A 16156-nucleotide genomic window follows, 5' to 3' on the forward strand; every position below is an offset into this window, starting at 1 on the left:
AATGAACAAGGCATTCGTCAAGGAAACCGACGCACCGGATGCGGACGAGGACGAGATCGATGCGCCTGCGCTCCCCGCCGGGTCGAAGAACTACATGACGCCCACGGGCTACGCGCAACTCGATGCCGAATTCAACCAGCTGTGGAAAGTCGAACGCCCCAAACTGGTGGAAACCATCTCGTGGGCGGCCAGCAACGGCGACCGCTCCGAGAACGGCGACTACATCTACGGCAAGAAGCGTCTGCGCGAAGTCGATCGACGCATCCGNTTTTTATCCAAGCGTCTGGAGCACGCCGATGTCGTCGACCCGGCCACCCGCGAGGACACCGACCAGGTGTTCTTCGGCGCCACCGTCACGATCGCGGATGAAGACGGCAGCGAATCCACCTTCGCCATCGTCGGCATCGACGAAGCCGATGTCGGGCGGGGTCGCATCGCCTGGATCTCGCCGATGGCGCGCGCACTCCTGAAAGCGCGCGAAGGCGACACCGTCAGCGTCCAGACGCCCGAAGGGCGGCGCGAAGTCGACATCGTCGCGGTTCGCTACCAGGCCATCGATTGATCCAGCATGACCACAGCCGCCTGTGCCTGGCCGGCACCTCTGTCCCTTATCGATTTCTTGACGCCATGATGAAACCAGCCTCGTTTGCCGCCAGCCTCTTCCTGTTCACCGCTCTTGTCGCCTGCGGCAGNGACGCGCCCTCCGGCGCTGAACGTGCCGCCGCGCCCGTGTCGACCGCNCCGGGACCTGCCGATATCCTGGCAGCGCTACCGTACGATACCCGGCCTTACGGACTCGACGTCTACACGGCAAAGTGTGCGAGCTGCCATGGTGACCTCGGGCAGGGCGTCGCGACGAACCCCGTGCTCAAAGGCATGACACGCGCCGCGATGTATCAGAAGCTGCTGGACTATCGCGCCGGCAAGGCCCAAGGCGCACAACCGGCCGCCATGGCGAAAGCGGTAGCGGACCTGAGTGATGCAGAACTCGCGGCGGCATCGGTTTACGCGGGGAATAACGCACTTGCCGGCCTCCACCCCCGCGCAAGCGGGAACTGTCAGTTCAGCGCGCTGGCCAGCAGGCGCCGGTAACGACTCACCAGTTCGCCGCCGCCCAGCAAGTTGAAGACCGACAGCAAGGTCTTGCGGCCGACATCGTCCTCGAAGCCGCGATCGCGGCGGACGATTTCCAGCAGCTGATCCATCCCCGCTTCGTACTGTCCGGCCGCAACCAGCAGGTTGGCAAGCCGTAGCCGCGCCTCCAGATCATTTTCGTTCGCTGCCACCCGCGAGCGCAAGGCTGCTTCGTCTTCGCCGGCCACCCCCATGAATTGCAGGCGCGCCTTCAAGGCTGGCACGCGCGGATCTGCGTCATCCGGCACGCTTCCGATCAGGCGACGGGCCTCCTCGGCCTCGTTCAGGTCGAGCATGATTTCCGCCGCGTCGAGCCGGACACCGGGATGGGCGGGATCGATTCTCGAGGCATCGGCCAGCAATTGCAGCGCGCCGGATGCATCGCCCGCCCGGCGGGCGTCGGCGGCCTGGCGGCGCAGTTCGTCCGCCGGGCCGGGAACGAGCCGGTCGAGAAAGGCCCGTACCTCGCCTTCAGGCAACGCACCCGAAAACTCGTCGACCGGTTCGCCATCGACGAAGGCCTTGACGCTGGGAATACCGCGCACGCCGTAGCGTGCCGCGAGCTCCTGGTTCTCGTCCGAGTTGACCTTGGCAAGCAGGAACTTGCCGCCATATTCGGCCGCGAGTTTCTCCAGGATGGGCTTCAGCTGCTTGCATGGGCCGCACCAGGGTGCCCAGAAGTCGACCACCACCGGGCGATGCTTCGATTCTTCTAGGACGCGTTGCGAAAAGTCGGCGAGGCCGACGTCGAGAGCATGTTCGGACATGGAACCTCCGCGTGAATCCGTGACGAGGGTCGGCCGGGCCTAAATCTGTCTGGCCAGCTCGGCCGCCATGCCGATATATGACGCCGGCGTCATCGATTTCAAGCGGGCTTTCTCGGCCTCCGGAATCGTCAGCCCGTCGATGAAGGCATGCAGCGTCTCACGCGTCATGCCGGCCTTGCCACGGGTCAGTTCCTTCAACTGCTCATAGGGGTTGGCCACGCCATAGCGGCGCATCACGGTCTGGATCGGTTCGGCCAGCACTTCCCAGTTGGCGTTGAGATCCGCCGACAGTGCGACCGGATTGGCCTCGAGTTTACCCAGTCCACGCAGGCAGGATTCGTAGGCCAGGAGGCTGTAGCCGAAGCCGACGCCCATGTTGCGCAACACGGTCGAGTCGGTGAGATCGCGCTGCCAGCGCGAGACCGGCAGTTTTTCTGCGAGATGACGCAGCACTGCATTGGCCAGTCCCAGATTGCCTTCGCTGTTTTCGAAGTCGATGGGGTTGACCTTGTGCGGCATGGTGGACGATCCCACCTCGCCCGCCTTCACTTTCTGCTTGAAATAACCCACTGAGATATAGCCCCAGATGTCGCGGTTGAGATCGATGAGAATGGTGTTGGTGCGCGCAATGGCGTCGTACAGCTCGGCCATGGCGTCGTGCGGCTCGATCTGGATGGTGTAGGGGTTGAAGGTGAGCCCCAGGCACATCACGAATTCGCGGGCGAAATTTTCCCAATCGAGTTCGGGATAGGCCGACAGGTGCGCGTTGTAATTGCCGACCGCGCCATTGATCTTGCCCAGCAGTTCGGTCGCGCCGATGACGTCCCAGGCACGGCGCAGACGGTAGACGACGTTGGCAAGCTCCTTGCCGACCGTGGTGGGCGATGCCGGCTGGCCGTGGGTACGCGACAGCATCGGCAGGTCGGCCAGTTCGTGCGCCAGTTCGGTCAGACGTGCGATGACTTTTTCCAGGGCCGGCTGCAGCACGCCATCGCGCGCGCCTTTGAGCATCAGCGCATGCGACAGGTTGTTGATGTCTTCCGACGTGCAGGCGAAGTGGATGAATTCGGATACCGCGGCGATTTCGGCGCTGGCCTGGGTCTTCTCCTTGAGGAAATACTCCACTGCCTTGACGTCGTGATTGGTGGTGGCCTCGATCGCCTTGACGCGCTCGGCGTCGGCCACGGAAAACGTGTCGGCGATACCATCGAGCAATGCAATGGCCTGGTCGGAAAACGCCGGCACTTCGACGATGGCGGGCTCGGCCGCCATCGCCTTCAGCCATTCGATCTCGACGATGACACGGTATTTGATCAGGGCGTATTCGCTGAAGAAATCGCGCAACGGCGCAGTTTTCGAGCCATAGCGGCCATCCAGTGGCGAAAGTGCCGTCAGGGCATTGAGTTCCATCTTGTCTTCTCCGTTATAACAGGGCGCCTCGGGGCGCGTGCACCCCGAATTATCCACGAGAACGGGCATCAAGCGGGCCACACATGCCATTCGCGCATTCCATCCGTCATCCTGTCCCGCGTGGCGCGCTCTACAATCCGTACATGGATATTGCCGCCCTCATCGCACAGTATGGCTATGCCGCCGTATTCCTCGGCGCCCTGTTCGAAGGCGAATCCGTGCTGCTGCTGGCGGGTTATGCGGCCCATCGCGGCTATCTCGATTTTCCCGTGTTGACTGTCGTGGCGGGGGTGGGCGCGATGACGGGTGATCAATTCTTTTTCTGGCTCGGGCGCCGCCACGGGCAAGCGCTGCTGGCGCGTCGTCCAGTCTGGCGCGGCAAGGTCGAACAGGCGCTCGATCTCATCCAGCGACACCCGGCCGGCATCATTCTGGTGATGCGATTCATGTGGGGGTTGCGTATCGCCCTACCCGTCGCAGTCGGACTCAGCGACGTGGCACGCTGGCGCTTTTTCTGGCTTAACCTTGCGTCCGCCACACTGTGGGCGCCTCTGGTAGGGGTGCCGGCTACGTGTTCGGCGCCCTGTTGAGCCGCCATCTGGCCGTGCTGCATCGGGTCGAGCACTGGGTTATGCTCGGCCTGGTGGCCGCCCTGCTGGCCTTGCGCGGCTTCCTGCATTCACGTCATATCCGATCATGAAATTTCTGCTGCCCTATCCGCACCGTGAGCTTCACCCATAGCCCGCCTGCGCGCATGGCACCGGCTGTCGCTTGCGCTGACGCTCGGCGTTCTGGGCGCGGCATCAACGTATGCCGACGTATGGGAAACGCGGCTGCTGACCGGCTGGCTGGCCGGCAGCCTGATGTATCTGGTGCTGGTATGGTGGGGCGTGGGACGGCTCGACACCGCCCACACTCGGCTGCGCGCCACCAGCGAAGACCCTGGTGCCACCGCCCTGTATATCGCGCTGGTCGCGGCGTCGTGGGTCAGCCTGATCGGCGTGCTGCTGGTCACCGATGCGGCCAAGACCTCGACGGGCATGGTGCGCGGACTGCATATCGTCCTCGCGCTCGGCACGCTGGCATCGACCTGGCTCTTGATCCAGACCCTGTTCGCGCTGCGTTACGCGCGCCACTACTACCGGTCGCATGCGGGCAAGGACACAGGCGGGCTGGCGTTTCCCGGCGCGGCGCCCGGCTACGCCGATTTTGGGTACTTCGCAGCGGTCATCGGCATGACCTCGCAAGTAGCCGACGTCGCGATCACCACGACGGAGATGCGCCGGCTGGTGCTGGTGCACGGCCTGGTGTCGTTCAGCTTCAATCTGCTGGTGCTGGCGCTGACGATCAACCTCGTCGCCAGTGCGCTGGGATAGGCGCGGTCAGACGACGCGCCAGTCGCGCTATCTCAAACGGTCCGCCGATCGCGGACGGCCTGCGCCAGCGTGCCGCTGTCGACGTACTCCAGCTCGCCGCCGACCGGCACCCCGCGCGCCAGCCGGCTCACTTTCAAACCGCGCGCCTTCATCAATTCGCCGATCGTGTGCGCGGTGGCCTCTCCCTCCGGGGTGAAGTTGGTCGCCAGGATCACTTCCTCGACCACGCCGTCGAGCGCACGGCTGATCAGGCGGTCGAGATGGATCTCGCGCGGGCCGATGCCATCGAGCGGCGACAGCCGACCCATCAGCACGAAATACAGGCCACCGTAGCTTTGCGTGGCTTCCATCATGTTGAAATCGGCCGGCATCTCAACCACGGCCAGCTGCCGCTTGTCTCGGTTCGGGCTGGCGCAGACCTCGCACACTTCCGCCTCGGAGAAGTTGTTGCACAGCCGGCAATGATGCAGATGCGTCAGCGCATGATTGAGCGCGCCGGCCAGCGCCTCGGCGCCGCGCCGATCGCGCTGCAGCAGATGGTAGGCCATGCGTGCCGCCGATTTGGGGCCGACGCCGGGCAGCACGCGCAGGGCAATGATCAGGTTTTCCAGCGCGGCCGGTTGCATCTCGTTGTTTCTATCCGATCAAAAAGGCAGCTTCATCCCCGGCGGGATCGGCAGGCCGGCGGTCACGCTGCCCATTTTTCCTGCACCGTGGATTCGACCTTGCGCACCGCGTCGTTCACTGCGGCGGCCACCAGGTCTTCCAGCATTTCCTTGTCGTCGCCCATCAGGCTGGGATCGATGGTGACGCGGCGCACGTCGTATTTGCAGGTCATCGTCACCTTGACCATGCCGGCGCCGCTCTGCCCCTCGATTTCGATTTCGGCCAGCTTGGCCTGCATCTTGGCCATGTTTTCCTGCACCTGCTGGACCTGCTTCATCATGTTGCCGATGCCGCCCTTCATCATGTTGATTCTCCTAATGGCTGTATGGTGGATGCATCGATCTGGCCGCCAAACTGGTCGACCAGCTCGCGCACGAATGGATCCGATTCGATGGCCGCCACGGCCTCGGCCTGGCGGGCTTCCTTGATGCGCGTACGCACCTGCTGCGNGGTCTGCTCGGCCGCGGCGCCGATCTCGAATGCGATTTGAAGCGCCGCACCATATTTGTCTTTCAACGCCGAAACCAGCTTGTCCTGATAGGTGCGATCGAGCAGATGCTTATGCGACTCGCCCACGCGCAAGGTCACCGCATGGCCATTCTGCGCCACCAGTTCACAGTGGTCGGCCAGCATCTTGGCCATGCCGCCCAGCCGCAGTTCGGCCACGACGGCGAGCCAGTCCCAGGCATCGCCCGGCTCGGGCTCACGGGCCGTCAATACGGGTGCGGATGGCGCATCCGGTCCAACCGGCGCAACAGTCGGTGCGGGCGCAGGGGTGCGCTGGGCACGGCTTCCCGTCTGGCGGCGGGCATCGGCGGTTCGGCCCGCGTNCGCAGACTCGGCACGCATAGCGGGCACGACGCGCTCCGCCGCAGCCGTTCTGACCGGCATCGACCCACGATGCACATCAGCACGTACGGAATCGCGTGAACCCGGGGCAAAGGCCAGCATGCGCAGCAGCGTCATGCAGAATCCGGAAAACTCGTCCGGCGCATACGGCAGATCGCGTCGACCATTCAACGCGATCTGGTAATACAGCTGCACGGTTTCGGCGTCCAGCTGTGCGGCACACGTCTGCATGCGCTCGGCATCCATACTACTTTCCACCGTGCCCGGCGCGTGCAGCAGCAACGCCAGCTGGGTCAACAGATTGCCGAGATCCTGCAAGGTGGCGTCGAAGGCGATCCCGCGCTCAGCCAGCTGCCGCGCCTGATCCAGCAGCGCATCGCCGTTGCGCGCCGCCAGCGCGTCCAGCAGGTCGAACAGGTAGTCGCGCCGCACCGTACCGAGCATGGCTTCGACCGCGGCCGCTTCGACCTTGCCGCCGCCGTAGGCGATCGCCTGGTCGGTGAGCGACAAGGCATCGCGCATGCTGCCGGCGGCGGCACGCGCCAGCAGGTTCAGCGCAGCCGGTTCGCAGGCGACCTGTTCCTGTTCCAGTACCTCGCCCAGATGCTGCGCCACCAGCGCGGGCGGCATCGGCTTCAGATTGAACTGCAGGCAGCGGCTCAATACCGTCACCGGAATCTTCTGCGGGTCGGTGGTGGCAAGGATGAATTTCACATGTGCTGGCGGCTCTTCCAGCGTTTTCAGCATGGAATTGAATGCCGGCTTCGACAGCATGTGCACTTCGTCGATGATGTAGACCTTGTAGCGCCCCACCGTTGGCGCGTACTGCGCGTTGTCGAGTACCTCGCGCATGTTGTCGACGCCGGTGTTCGACGCCGCATCGAGTTCCAGCAGGTCGACGAAGCGTCCGGCATCGATCTGCGTACAGGCCGAGCACACGCCGCACGGCGTGGCCGTGACGCCCGTTTCGCAGTTGAGACATTTGGCAAGGATGCGTGCCAGCGTGGTCTTGCCGACCCCGCGCGTGCCGGTCAGCAGGTAGGCATGATGCAGCCGGCCTTGCGTCAGCGCATTCGACAGGGCCTGCACGACGTGTTCCTGGCCTTTGAGGTCGGCAAACGCGCGCGGCCGCCACTTGCGCGCCAGCGCAACGGTGGNGGTATCGGAATCGCCGAAGAGGTCGGTCATATTGAGAGGTGCGTGAGGAGAAAGGGGTGAGGCGTGAGAGGAAGGTTCTTCGCAATCTTCACACCTGACTCCTCACCCCTCACACCTTACGGAATTCAAAGTGGCGAGCCAGAACCCCGGCACTGGCATCGGTCGCTGTGGCTGCTTCCTTCCGGACCTGACCCGATTCACAACTTAGCCATGCGGGGAGGCCCGCCGCGTGCATTTTAACCCGAAGCGCGCCTATTCCTCATCCGCCGGCACGGTCAGGCGGCGTTNTTTCACCGCGTCGGCCAGCAGCCGCAGCAGTGGGACGGTATCGTCCCAGCCGATGCAGGCGTCGGTGATCGATTTGGCGTATTCCAGCGGCTGGCCGGCGACCAGATCCTGACGCCCCGCGTTCAGGTGGCTTTCGATCATCGCACCGATGATGCGGTTGTCGCCGCCCGCCACCTGGGCTGCCACGTCGGTTCCGACGTCCATCTGGCGCTGGAACTGCTTGCTCGAATTGGCGTGCGAGAAATCGATCATCAACTGCTGGCGCAAGCCCGCCAACGCCAGTTCGCCGCACGCCAGATGGACGCTGGCCGCATCGTAATTGGGCGTCTTGCCGCCGCGCAGGATCACGTGCGTATCCTCGTTGCCGGAGGTGCTGAACACGCCGACATGACCCGACTTGGTGATGGAAATGAAATGGTGGCGCGCCGCCGCCGCCTTGATCGCATCGACCGCGATGCGCAGGCTGCCATCGGTACCGTTCTTGAAACCGACCGGGCACGACAGCCCGGACGCCAGCTGACGGTGCGACTGCGATTCGGTGGTGCGTGCGCCGATGGCCCNCCAACTCACCAGATCGGCGATGTACTGCGGCGAAATCAGGTCGAGGAACTCGGTCGCACACGGCAGGCCGATCTCGTTGACTTCCAGCAACAACTTGCGCGCCAGCCGCAGGCCCTCGTTGATGTCGAAACTCTCATCCAGGTGCGGGTCGTTGATCAGCCCCTTCCAGCCCACGGTGGTGCGCGGCTTTTCGAAATACACGCGCATCACGATGATGAGCTCATGCGCCAGCTCGTCGGCCAGCGGCTTCAGCTTGCGCGCATAATCGAGCGCAGCGGCCGGATCGTGAATGGAACAGGGGCCGACGACGATGAACATGCGGTCGTCCGCCCCGCGCAGCACGTCGTGGATGGCGCTGCGCGCATGGGCCACGTGGGCCAGCACGGTTTCATTGGCGCGCAGTTCGCGCATGACCTGCATCGGGGCGAGCAGTTCGCCGCTTTGCTCGATGCGGGTGTCGTCGGTTCGGGTGGCAGACATGTTCAGGCTCCGGTTGGTGTGCTTCGATCGCGGCGGCTTAAACAAAACCGCCAGCGGGCTGGCGGTTTCGTCAAGGCGTTGCTGCTCGTCTCAGCGCCTCCCGACCGCCTGCGGCGTGGGATAAAAGCGGCTAAAAGAACTTTGCGGCACAATTCATGCATGGGAGTCTACCAAAATCAGGCGAAGTCCGCCAAGTGCCTTCCAGCCCGGCCGGGTTCGCCTCGAACTGGACAGCACGACCGGGCCGTTGTATTGAGCAGGCGGGGAAAAATCAAGGGAAAGTGTGGAAATGATGGCTAACGCGACAGATAACCAACATACCGGCCAGGAATTGCGGCGTGACCGGCGCTTCCAAGTTTCACAAGCCGCCATTATCACGCAACCGGGATACACGGAAATCGCCTGCGAGATTCGCGATTTCTGCCAAGGCGGGCTGTTTCTCAAGTTCACCAACCCGGAAGCGGCGATCACCGCGCTGGCCAAGCGCGCCGATGCTGCGGTGGAAATCGTCTTCACCCCGGTGTCGATCAATACGGCCCAGACCTTCCGCGTACCGGCGCAACTCAAGCGCCTGAGCCCGCTCGGGGTCGGCGTTGCGTTTACCCGCCAGCCGGTCGATGCGCTACGTGCGCTGCAAAGGCTGCGCATGGCGGGACACAGGCAAAAACTGGCCGCCCTGCCGACCTCCGCTGCACANCCCCACCTGCGCGAAGCCAGCACCACCCTGCTGAGCGAGACCCTGCTCCAGGTACACGACCAGATCATGCGTGTACTGGGCGACAAACTGAGCGCGGCAGCCGTGCAGGCATCCGGCATTGCCGAGCACAGCGGCCTGCTGAGCGCCGTGCATGAATTTGCCAATCACGGCCCGGCCGTGCAGACCCGATTTGTGCAAGGCGTGCTCGATGCGCTGAAACAGGCGCGACCGGTCCAGACCCAGGCCACCCGCGACACCATGGACGGCGGATTGGCGCTGGTCGACGAACTGGATTTCGAAGACTGGCTCGCCACCTCGAGCGAGGCCAACAAGCTGGAAGAACAGTTCCGCGAACAGCTTGCAGACATCGAGCCCCGTATCGGCCAGCTGTTCGGTTTCGCCTGCGATCACAACAACAACCCCTTCGGGCCGGCGGTCATCGGCCATGCCTACCGTGGCGCATTGCAGGACGTGCCGGTGCTGGCCAAGGCGCGCCAGGTCGCCTACGTCACGCTACGCGACGTGTTGACCGAGCTGCTGGCACCGTTGTACGCCGAACTGCTGGCCCTGTTGCCGGTTTCGCAGGCTGAGGTCGAGCGCCATAAACCTGCCGTGTCGCCGCAGCACGCCACCCCGGCCAAGGCCGACGCGTCGTCNCCCGCGCAGCCTGAAGATATGGCATCGCCGCCTCCCGCCCAACCGCGCGGCACGCTCAACCGCCTGGCCGGCTCGCTGCTGGACTTTTTCCGCGGCCAGCCGACCGCGCCAGGCGCCGCAACTCCTACGGGCGCAACGGACACCCCTGCCGCAGGCGGCAGCATGCCGGGTTATGCCCCGCAACCCCAGGGAATGCCGGCTACGGCGGGCGCTGGCGGCCAGGCCATGATGTCCGGCACACCCGGCATCGCCCACTCCCCGGTGCTGCAACGCCTGGCTGCCGCTGGCGCNCTGCCGCCGGCCGTCACCCACGAAATGCAGCGCTCGGTCGACATGTTCGGCGCGCTGTTCGACACCATGCATGCCGAGAAATCGGTCAGCGAAGGCATGCGGCCGTTNTTCCAGCAGCTGGAAACCAGCCTCATCAAGCTGGCGATGGCCGATCCGGAATTTCTCGCCTCGCCCGCCCACCCCGCACACAAGGTACTGAACACCCTCGACCGCATCAGCATGGTGGCCGGCGACGACGGCAAGATCACGGATGCGCGTCTGCTACGGCTGATGAGCCGTTGGACCGATCGCATCAACGCCGAGGCCGACAAGAATCCGGGGGTGTTCGAGGAAGCGCGCACCCAGTTGGAGCGCGTGGTGAAGCCGTTGCTGCATGAGCGCGCCGCGCGCGTGTTCCGCCTGCAGGAAATGTGCGAAGGCCGCCAGCGCGCCGAGGTCGTCAAGCAGCGCATCCTGCGCGATCTGCTGAAGCGGCTGGAGAACGAGCGGGCGGTGCCGAATGCCGTCATCGAACTGCTGAACGGCGGCTGGCGCAACGTGCTGCTGATCGCCGAGATGCGCCACGGCGTCGACAGCGACGAAGCGCGCGAGGCCTGGCAGGTGTTGCAGCAGCTATGTACGTGGCTGGATACGGACCAGACAGAGCCGCCCACGGCCACCCAGATCCAGGCCCTGCTGCAGCAAATCGACCAGGCCCTGACCCAGGTATGCGCCGACAAATTCGCGCAGGACCGCATCGTCGATCAACTCGCCGCCGCGCTGTTCGACGAAGGCAAATCGCAACATCAGCGCACTTCGGTCACCGCCCGCCTTGACGACGCAGTCACCGAGCCGCTCACCGAGGCACAGGACAACCTGGCCGAACGCCTGCGCGTCGGCGACTGGTTGCAGTTCAAGTCGCTCGATGCCCCGCTCAACCTGATCTGGATCGGCGACCAGCCGCCGGTGTATGTCTTCGCCAATTACCGCGGCATCAAGAAGCTCGACCTCAAGCGCCAAGACCTGTTGCAGTCGCTGGAAAACGGCGATGCGCAGTGGACCGAGGACCTGGAGCTGCCGCTGATGGATCGTTCCTACAGCGCGATGATCCAGAAAATGCAGCGCGACCTGCTGTGGCAGGCGTCCCACGATCCCGCCACCGGGCTCGCCAATCGCAAGAGCTTCTTCCGCTCCATCCGCCGCAACTGGCTGCGCAGCCGGGCGGCCGACAGCGGCTACGCCATCGGCGTGCTCCAGTTCGACATCAGCAAGCCCACGGGTGAAACCGCCGGCGTCGAGATCCGCACGCCCATCCTGCGCGATTACGCCCAGATCATGCCCACGCTGTTGCCGCCTAATGCGCTGCTTGCACGCTCCGGCGAATCCGGCATCGCATTCTGGATCGAGGCAGCCGGCCAGGCCTCGGCCCAGGCGCAGACTGAAGCCCTGCTGCATGCCCTGACCGCCCATCCCCAGGAAATCAACGGCACCCGCTACCGCGTGCAGCCTGCGGCTGGCCTGGCCTGGGCGCGCGACTGCATCACCCCAGAGGTCTACTACGACAACGCCAATGCCGCCTGNCGCGCGCGAGAGTCGGACGTATCCGTCGTCCAGTACGACAGCGAGACCGACGAGAGCGGCGTGCTGGCGCTGGCCGAATGGGCACATGAACTGACTGCCATCCTCGCCAACAACCAGCTCAGCCTCAACTGCCAGCCGGTGGCCGCCGCGGCCGATGCCGCGCGAACCCCGCTGTATTACGAAGTCCTGCTGCATCCCACCGCGGAGGGCGAACGCAGCATCGCCACGCGCGACCTGATTGCCGTGGCCGAACGCCTGCAGCGCATCACCGAGATCGACCGCTGGGTGGTGCGTCACGTCCTGCAATGGATGCGTGCGCACAGCGATACGCTCGCCCGGATCGGCGGCCTGTCGATCAATCTGTCCGGACAATCGGTCACCAATCCGCTGTTCCTGAAATACCTGCAGGCCGAACTGGCGCGCGGTGACCTCCCCGGCGACAAGCTCATCTTCGAGATCAGCGAAGCCGACGCCGTCGAAGGCCACGCGCAGACCCAGCTGTTCATGCGCCAGTTGCAGCGCCACGGTTGCCGCTTCACCCTCGACGAGTTTGGTGCCGGCAACAGCTCCTACACCAGCCTGAAGAGCATGAAGCTGGATTACCTGAAGATCGACCGTGCGCTGGTGCGCGAAATCGGCACCAGCATGATCGACGAGGCCCTGGTGCGCTCGATTCTTGAAACCGGCAGCTTCCTCGGGATCAGGACAGTGGCGGGATTTGTCGAGAACGAAGAGGCGCTGGCCAAGCTGGCGGAGATGGGGGTGGATTGTGTGCAGGGGTATCTGATCGGGGAGCCGAGGCCGCTGGAGACGCTGGCCTGACGGTTAGACCGTCATTGCGAGACGCACAGCGGCGAAGCATACGATTCCACACGAACTTTAGTGCGAAGTGGATCGGAGTCCTTCAGGGCAATCCAGTCCGGCGTCCGTACCCTGTCGCAGATTGCGGAGTGCGACGCCCTCCGCACCGTTAGCCCTGAGCCTGTCGAAGGGCAGTCAATAGTAGTGATGGATTTCACTTAACCGATGACCCTTGGCCGGAGTAGCCCGGCGGCTAGTCACTTTTCTTGTCTCGCCAAGAAAAGTGACCAAAACGACCCCGACATCCCCGAATTCCCGAAAATCGGGCCCGCCGGACGGGCGGCGAAGAACTCGCCCCGCCTGGTTGTTTTCAATTTGTTTTTGTGGGCGGGACTCAAACACCTTCGCCGCTGATCCGCCCGGCAGGCTCGATTTCCGGCGGGGCTGTAAGGGGAGGAAAGTCAAAACCAGCGTGGTGATGATTGAGCCGCCTGCCGGCTTACGTTAGGCAGCATGAGACAAACTATTTCTTCTTTATTACCTTGGCAGACACCGGCTCGCCTTCAACGTATTCGATTATTTTGCAAGGGAGTCTCCTCCTCGCCTTCTTCGGGTCATTGAACTGCTTGGACAACGCCGATGCCTGGTTAATGAGGGTCAATTGCTTCGGCGTCCCTGGTGGGATAAGAATCCCAGGCACTTTCGTACGCTTACTCGACTTGCTCATTGTGATAGCACGGACATACTTTAGCTACGCGCAATTTCAGTCACGCATTCTCACAAAAACTTTCGTAACCGTTTCTGCATCCTGCGCCGTCAATTCCCCCGTTCGACCTGTCGGAAATAGTCACCGATTGATTCCAACAATTCCTGAACCAAGGCCTCATGCTCCGCATATGTTATGTAGTGGCCTGATTGGGTCTGCCTCATTGTTCCTACAGGATCAAAGCGCGCTGCCATTAGCTCCCTAACGCTCATAGTCCACAGTTTCGGTTACGCCGTTCCACCCACCGTCAACCCATCGATCCGCAACGTCGGCTGCCCCACGCCCACCGGCACGCTCTGCCCTTCCTTGCCGCAGGTGCCGACGCCGGAATCCATCTCCATGTCGTTGCCGATCATGCTCACACGCGTCAGCGCGTCGGNGCCGTTGCCGATCAGCGTCGCGCCCTTCACCGGGTAGGTGATCTTGCCGTCCTCGATCATGTAGGCCTCGGCGGCGGAAAAGACGAATTTCCCGCTGGTGATGTCGACCTGGCCGCCGCCGAAGTTGACGGCGTAGAGGCCGTTCTTCACCGAGGCGATGATTTCGTGCGGGTGCTTGTCGCCGCCGAGCATCAGGGTGTTGGTCATGCGCGGCATGGTCAGGTGCGCGTAGGACTCGCGGCGCGCGTTGCCGGTGGGCTTCATGCCCATCAGTCTCGCGTTCATCATGTCCTGCATGTAGCCGGTGAGGATGCCATCCTCGATCAGCACGGTGCGCTGGGTCGGGTTGCCTTCGTCGTCGACGTTCAAGGAGCCGCGGCGCAGCGGGATGGTGCCGTCGTCGATCACCGTGACGCCGGGCGCCGCCACTCTTTCACCAATCCGGCCGGAAAAGGCGGAGCTGCCCTTGCGGTTGAAGTCGCCTTCGAGGCCGTGGCCGATGGCTTCGTGCAGCAGGATGCCGGGCCAGCCGGAGCCGAGGACGACGGTCATGGTGCCGGCGGGCGCGGGGCGGGCGTCGAGGTTGACGCTGGCCTGGTGCACGGCCTGGCGTGCATATTNTTCCAGGATATCGTCGGTGAAATAACTGTAGTCAAAGCGGCCGCCGCCGCCGCCGGAGCNCTGCTCGCGACGGCCGTCCTGCTCGGCGATGACCTGCAGCGACAGCCGCACCAGCGGGCGCACGTCGGCAGCCAGGTGGCCGTCGGAACGCGCGATGAAAATGACTTCGTATTCGGAGGCGAGGCTCGCCATCACCTGGATGACGCGCGGGTCCATCGCGCGCGCCTTCTTCTCCAGCCGCTCGAGCAGGGCGACCTTGTCGGCATCAGCCAGCGAAACCAGCGGATCGACCGGGTTGTACAGTACGCGCCCTTCGCCGCGCTGCACCATGCCGAAGCTGCGGTTCTGTCCTGCACGCGCGATCGCACGCGTGGCGTCCGCGGCGGCGCCGAGCGCGTCGAGGCTGATGTCGTCGGAATAGGCGAACGCGGTCTTCTCACCCGAGATCGCGCGCACGCCGACACCCTGGTCGATGTTGAAGCTGCCGGATTTGACCTGGCCTTCTTCCAGGCTCCAGCCTTCGGAACGCGAGTACTGGAAATACAGGTCGGCGTAGTCGACGTCGTGTGTCAGCAGCCGGCCGAAGACCGGCGCGAGCTTGTCGGCGTCGAGCCCGTTCGGCGTCAAGAGCGTGGCCTCGGCGGACTGGAACAGTTGCTCGGCGGTCTGGANGGGTACGAAGGCGTCGGTGGGGTTCATGATGGTGTCCTGAATTATTTGGCGACAGGCTCGCNCCCGGTCGGGGACAAGCGCTTGGCCGGCACCCGGCGTTCCACCACATCGACTTCGATTTGCTGGCACTGGATGAAGCGGTGCTTGAGCGCCGGCAGACTCTTGCGCAGGCTGGCCTGGTAGGCTGGGTTGAGATTGGCGATGACGACGCCGGAACCGCGGGGCAGGCGGTCGAGCACCACACCCCACGGGTCGACGATCATGCTGTCGCCGTGGGTTTCGCGGCCGGACAGGTGATAACCGCCCTGCGCCGGCGCGATCACGTAGGCGAGGTTTTCGATCGCGCGNNCGCGGATCAGGGTCTCGAAATGCGCGCGTCCGGTGGTGGCGGTGAAGGCCGACGGCACCACGATGATGTCGACGTCCGGCATGGCGCGGTACAGCTCGGGGAAGCGCAGGTCGTAGCAGACCGACAGGCCAATGCGGCCGAACGGACTGTTGATGACGACGACCCTGTCGCCCGGCTCGATCAGTTTGGCTTCCTGGTAGTGCTCGTTGCCGAGATCGAGGCCGAAGAGGTGGATCTTGTCGTAGCGTGCCACCAGCTTGCCGCGCTCGTCGTAGACCAGGCAGCTGTTGCGCACCTTGTTGGCCGTGCTGGCCTCCAGCGGCACCGAGCCGCCGACCAGCCAGACATGGTGTTTCTTCGCCGTACGCGCGAGGAAGGCCTGGATCGGGCCGTGACCTTCGGCCTCGCGCACCTTCACCACATCGGCGTCCTTCATTCCCATGATGCAGAAGAATTCCGGCAGCACGATCATGCGCGCGCCCGCCTCGACGGCCAGCTCGATGAGACGTTCGGCCTCGGCCAGGTTGGCAGACACATTCGGGCCCGACGCCATCTGGATGGCCGCCACGCGCACGGTGCCCGCCTGCGGGGCCGGCTTCTTGACTTGCGCCCCACGGGAACGGGCAACGGTGGTTTTAACGGGTTTTTNTGTTGGCATGGTCGGATTCCACAA

Annotated in this window: 12 protein-coding genes, 1 other RNA gene and 1 pseudogene; 5 read left to right on the forward strand and 9 right to left on the reverse strand. The window is 64.1% G+C overall.

Annotated features, from left to right (window positions below; all coding sequences use genetic code 11):
- Window position 1: 1 nt before the first annotated feature.
- Both greB and HZY77_RS08450 read left to right on the forward strand, forming a co-directional pair.
- Window positions 2-562, forward strand: coding sequence for a transcription elongation factor GreB (gene greB / locus HZY77_RS08445; RefSeq protein ID WP_296820631.1), 561 nt, complete (start codon window positions 2-4; stop codon window positions 560-562).
- The gene (locus HZY77_RS08450; RefSeq protein ID WP_296820634.1) at window positions 559-1092 is read left to right on the forward strand and encodes a c-type cytochrome; all 534 of its coding nucleotides are present in this window, start codon (window positions 559-561) and stop codon (window positions 1090-1092) included. The genes greB and HZY77_RS08450 overlap by 4 nt, the downstream gene beginning before the upstream one ends.
- On the opposite strand, the gene HZY77_RS08455 is transcribed toward HZY77_RS08450, so the two are convergent.
- Both HZY77_RS08455 and purB read right to left on the reverse strand, forming a co-directional pair.
- Window positions 1059-1901, reverse strand: coding sequence for a co-chaperone YbbN (locus HZY77_RS08455; RefSeq protein WP_296820636.1), 843 nt, complete (start codon window positions 1899-1901; stop codon window positions 1059-1061). The genes HZY77_RS08450 and HZY77_RS08455 overlap by 34 nt on opposite strands.
- Window positions 1902-1940: 39 nt before the next feature.
- Window positions 1941-3311, reverse strand: coding sequence for an adenylosuccinate lyase (gene purB, locus HZY77_RS08460; protein WP_296820639.1), 1371 nt, complete (start codon window positions 3309-3311; stop codon window positions 1941-1943).
- Between the two features lie 83 nt (window positions 3312-3394).
- Here purB and HZY77_RS08465 point away from each other — a divergent pair, with 83 nt between their 5' ends.
- Both HZY77_RS08465 and HZY77_RS08470 read left to right on the forward strand, forming a co-directional pair.
- A complete protein-coding gene (locus HZY77_RS08465; RefSeq protein ID WP_296820642.1) occupies window positions 3395-3901 on the forward strand; it encodes a DedA family protein in 507 nt (168 codons plus the stop codon).
- A gap of 273 nt (window positions 3902-4174) precedes the next feature.
- Window positions 4175-4687, forward strand: coding sequence for a DUF1345 domain-containing protein (locus tag HZY77_RS08470; RefSeq protein ID WP_296820645.1), 513 nt, complete (start codon window positions 4175-4177; stop codon window positions 4685-4687).
- Window positions 4688-4719: 32 nt separating this feature from the next.
- On the opposite strand, the gene recR is transcribed toward HZY77_RS08470, so the two are convergent.
- The 5 genes and pseudogenes from recR to HZY77_RS08495 form a co-directional block, all read right to left on the reverse strand.
- On the reverse strand, window positions 4720-5313 hold the full coding sequence (gene recR / locus HZY77_RS08475) for a recombination mediator RecR (RefSeq protein WP_296820648.1): 594 nt from the start codon (window positions 5311-5313) through the stop codon (window positions 4720-4722).
- 18 nt (window positions 5314-5331) lie between these two features.
- Window positions 5332-5654: pseudogene (locus HZY77_RS08480) on the reverse strand (YbaB/EbfC family nucleoid-associated protein).
- A complete protein-coding gene (gene dnaX, locus HZY77_RS08485; RefSeq protein ID WP_296820650.1) occupies window positions 5654-7390 on the reverse strand; it encodes a DNA polymerase III subunit gamma/tau in 1737 nt (578 codons plus the stop codon). Before dnaX ends, HZY77_RS08480 begins: the two are co-directional and overlap by 1 nt.
- A 99-nt stretch (window positions 7391-7489) precedes the next feature.
- Window positions 7490-7587: signal recognition particle sRNA small type (ffs, locus tag HZY77_RS08490), an RNA gene on the reverse strand.
- Window positions 7588-7612: 25 nt separating this feature from the next.
- Window positions 7613-8689 (reverse strand): 3-deoxy-7-phosphoheptulonate synthase, encoded by a 1077-nt coding sequence (locus tag HZY77_RS08495; RefSeq protein ID WP_296820653.1) that lies wholly within the window; start codon window positions 8687-8689, stop codon window positions 7613-7615.
- Window positions 8690-8981: 292 nt separating this feature from the next.
- On the opposite strand from HZY77_RS08495, the gene HZY77_RS08500 reads away from it, so the two are divergent.
- Window positions 8982-12716 carry a DUF1631 family protein gene (locus HZY77_RS08500; RefSeq protein ID WP_296820656.1) on the forward strand — a complete coding sequence of 1245 codons (3735 nt, stop codon included), beginning with the start codon at window positions 8982-8984 and terminating at the stop codon, window positions 12714-12716.
- 972 nt (window positions 12717-13688) lie between these two features.
- Here HZY77_RS08500 and tldD read toward each other — a convergent pair.
- Together tldD and HZY77_RS08510 are read right to left on the reverse strand one after the other, a co-directional pair.
- On the reverse strand, window positions 13689-15161 hold the full coding sequence (gene tldD, locus HZY77_RS08505; RefSeq protein WP_296820659.1) for a metalloprotease TldD: 1473 nt from the start codon (window positions 15159-15161) through the stop codon (window positions 13689-13691).
- A 14-nt stretch (window positions 15162-15175) separates the two neighbouring features.
- On the reverse strand, window positions 15176-16141 hold the full coding sequence (locus HZY77_RS08510; protein ID WP_296820663.1) for a carbon-nitrogen hydrolase family protein: 966 nt from the start codon (window positions 16139-16141) through the stop codon (window positions 15176-15178).
- Window positions 16142-16156 lie beyond the last annotated feature (15 nt).

Origin of the sequence: Thiobacillus sp. (genome assembly GCF_013693775.1) — a bacterium.
Classification (GTDB): Bacteria; Pseudomonadota; Gammaproteobacteria; order Burkholderiales; family Thiobacillaceae; genus Thiobacillus.

Excerpts from the sequence above, each read along its gene's own strand:
- HZY77_RS08455 (WP_296820636.1), bottom strand. The coding sequence starts at position 1,901 with ATGTCCGAACATGCTCTCGACGTCGGCCTCGCCGACTTTTCGCAACGC.
- purB (WP_296820639.1), bottom strand. The coding sequence starts at position 3,311 with ATGGAACTCAATGCCCTGACGGCACTTTCGCCACTGGATGGCCGCTAT.
- HZY77_RS08465 (WP_296820642.1), top strand. The coding sequence starts at position 3,395 with ATGCCATTCGCGCATTCCATCCGTCATCCTGTCCCGCGTGGCGCGCTC.
- HZY77_RS08470 (WP_296820645.1), top strand. The coding sequence starts at position 4,175 with ATGTATCTGGTGCTGGTATGGTGGGGCGTGGGACGGCTCGACACCGCC.
- recR (WP_296820648.1), bottom strand. The coding sequence starts at position 5,313 with ATGCAACCGGCCGCGCTGGAAAACCTGATCATTGCCCTGCGCGTGCTG.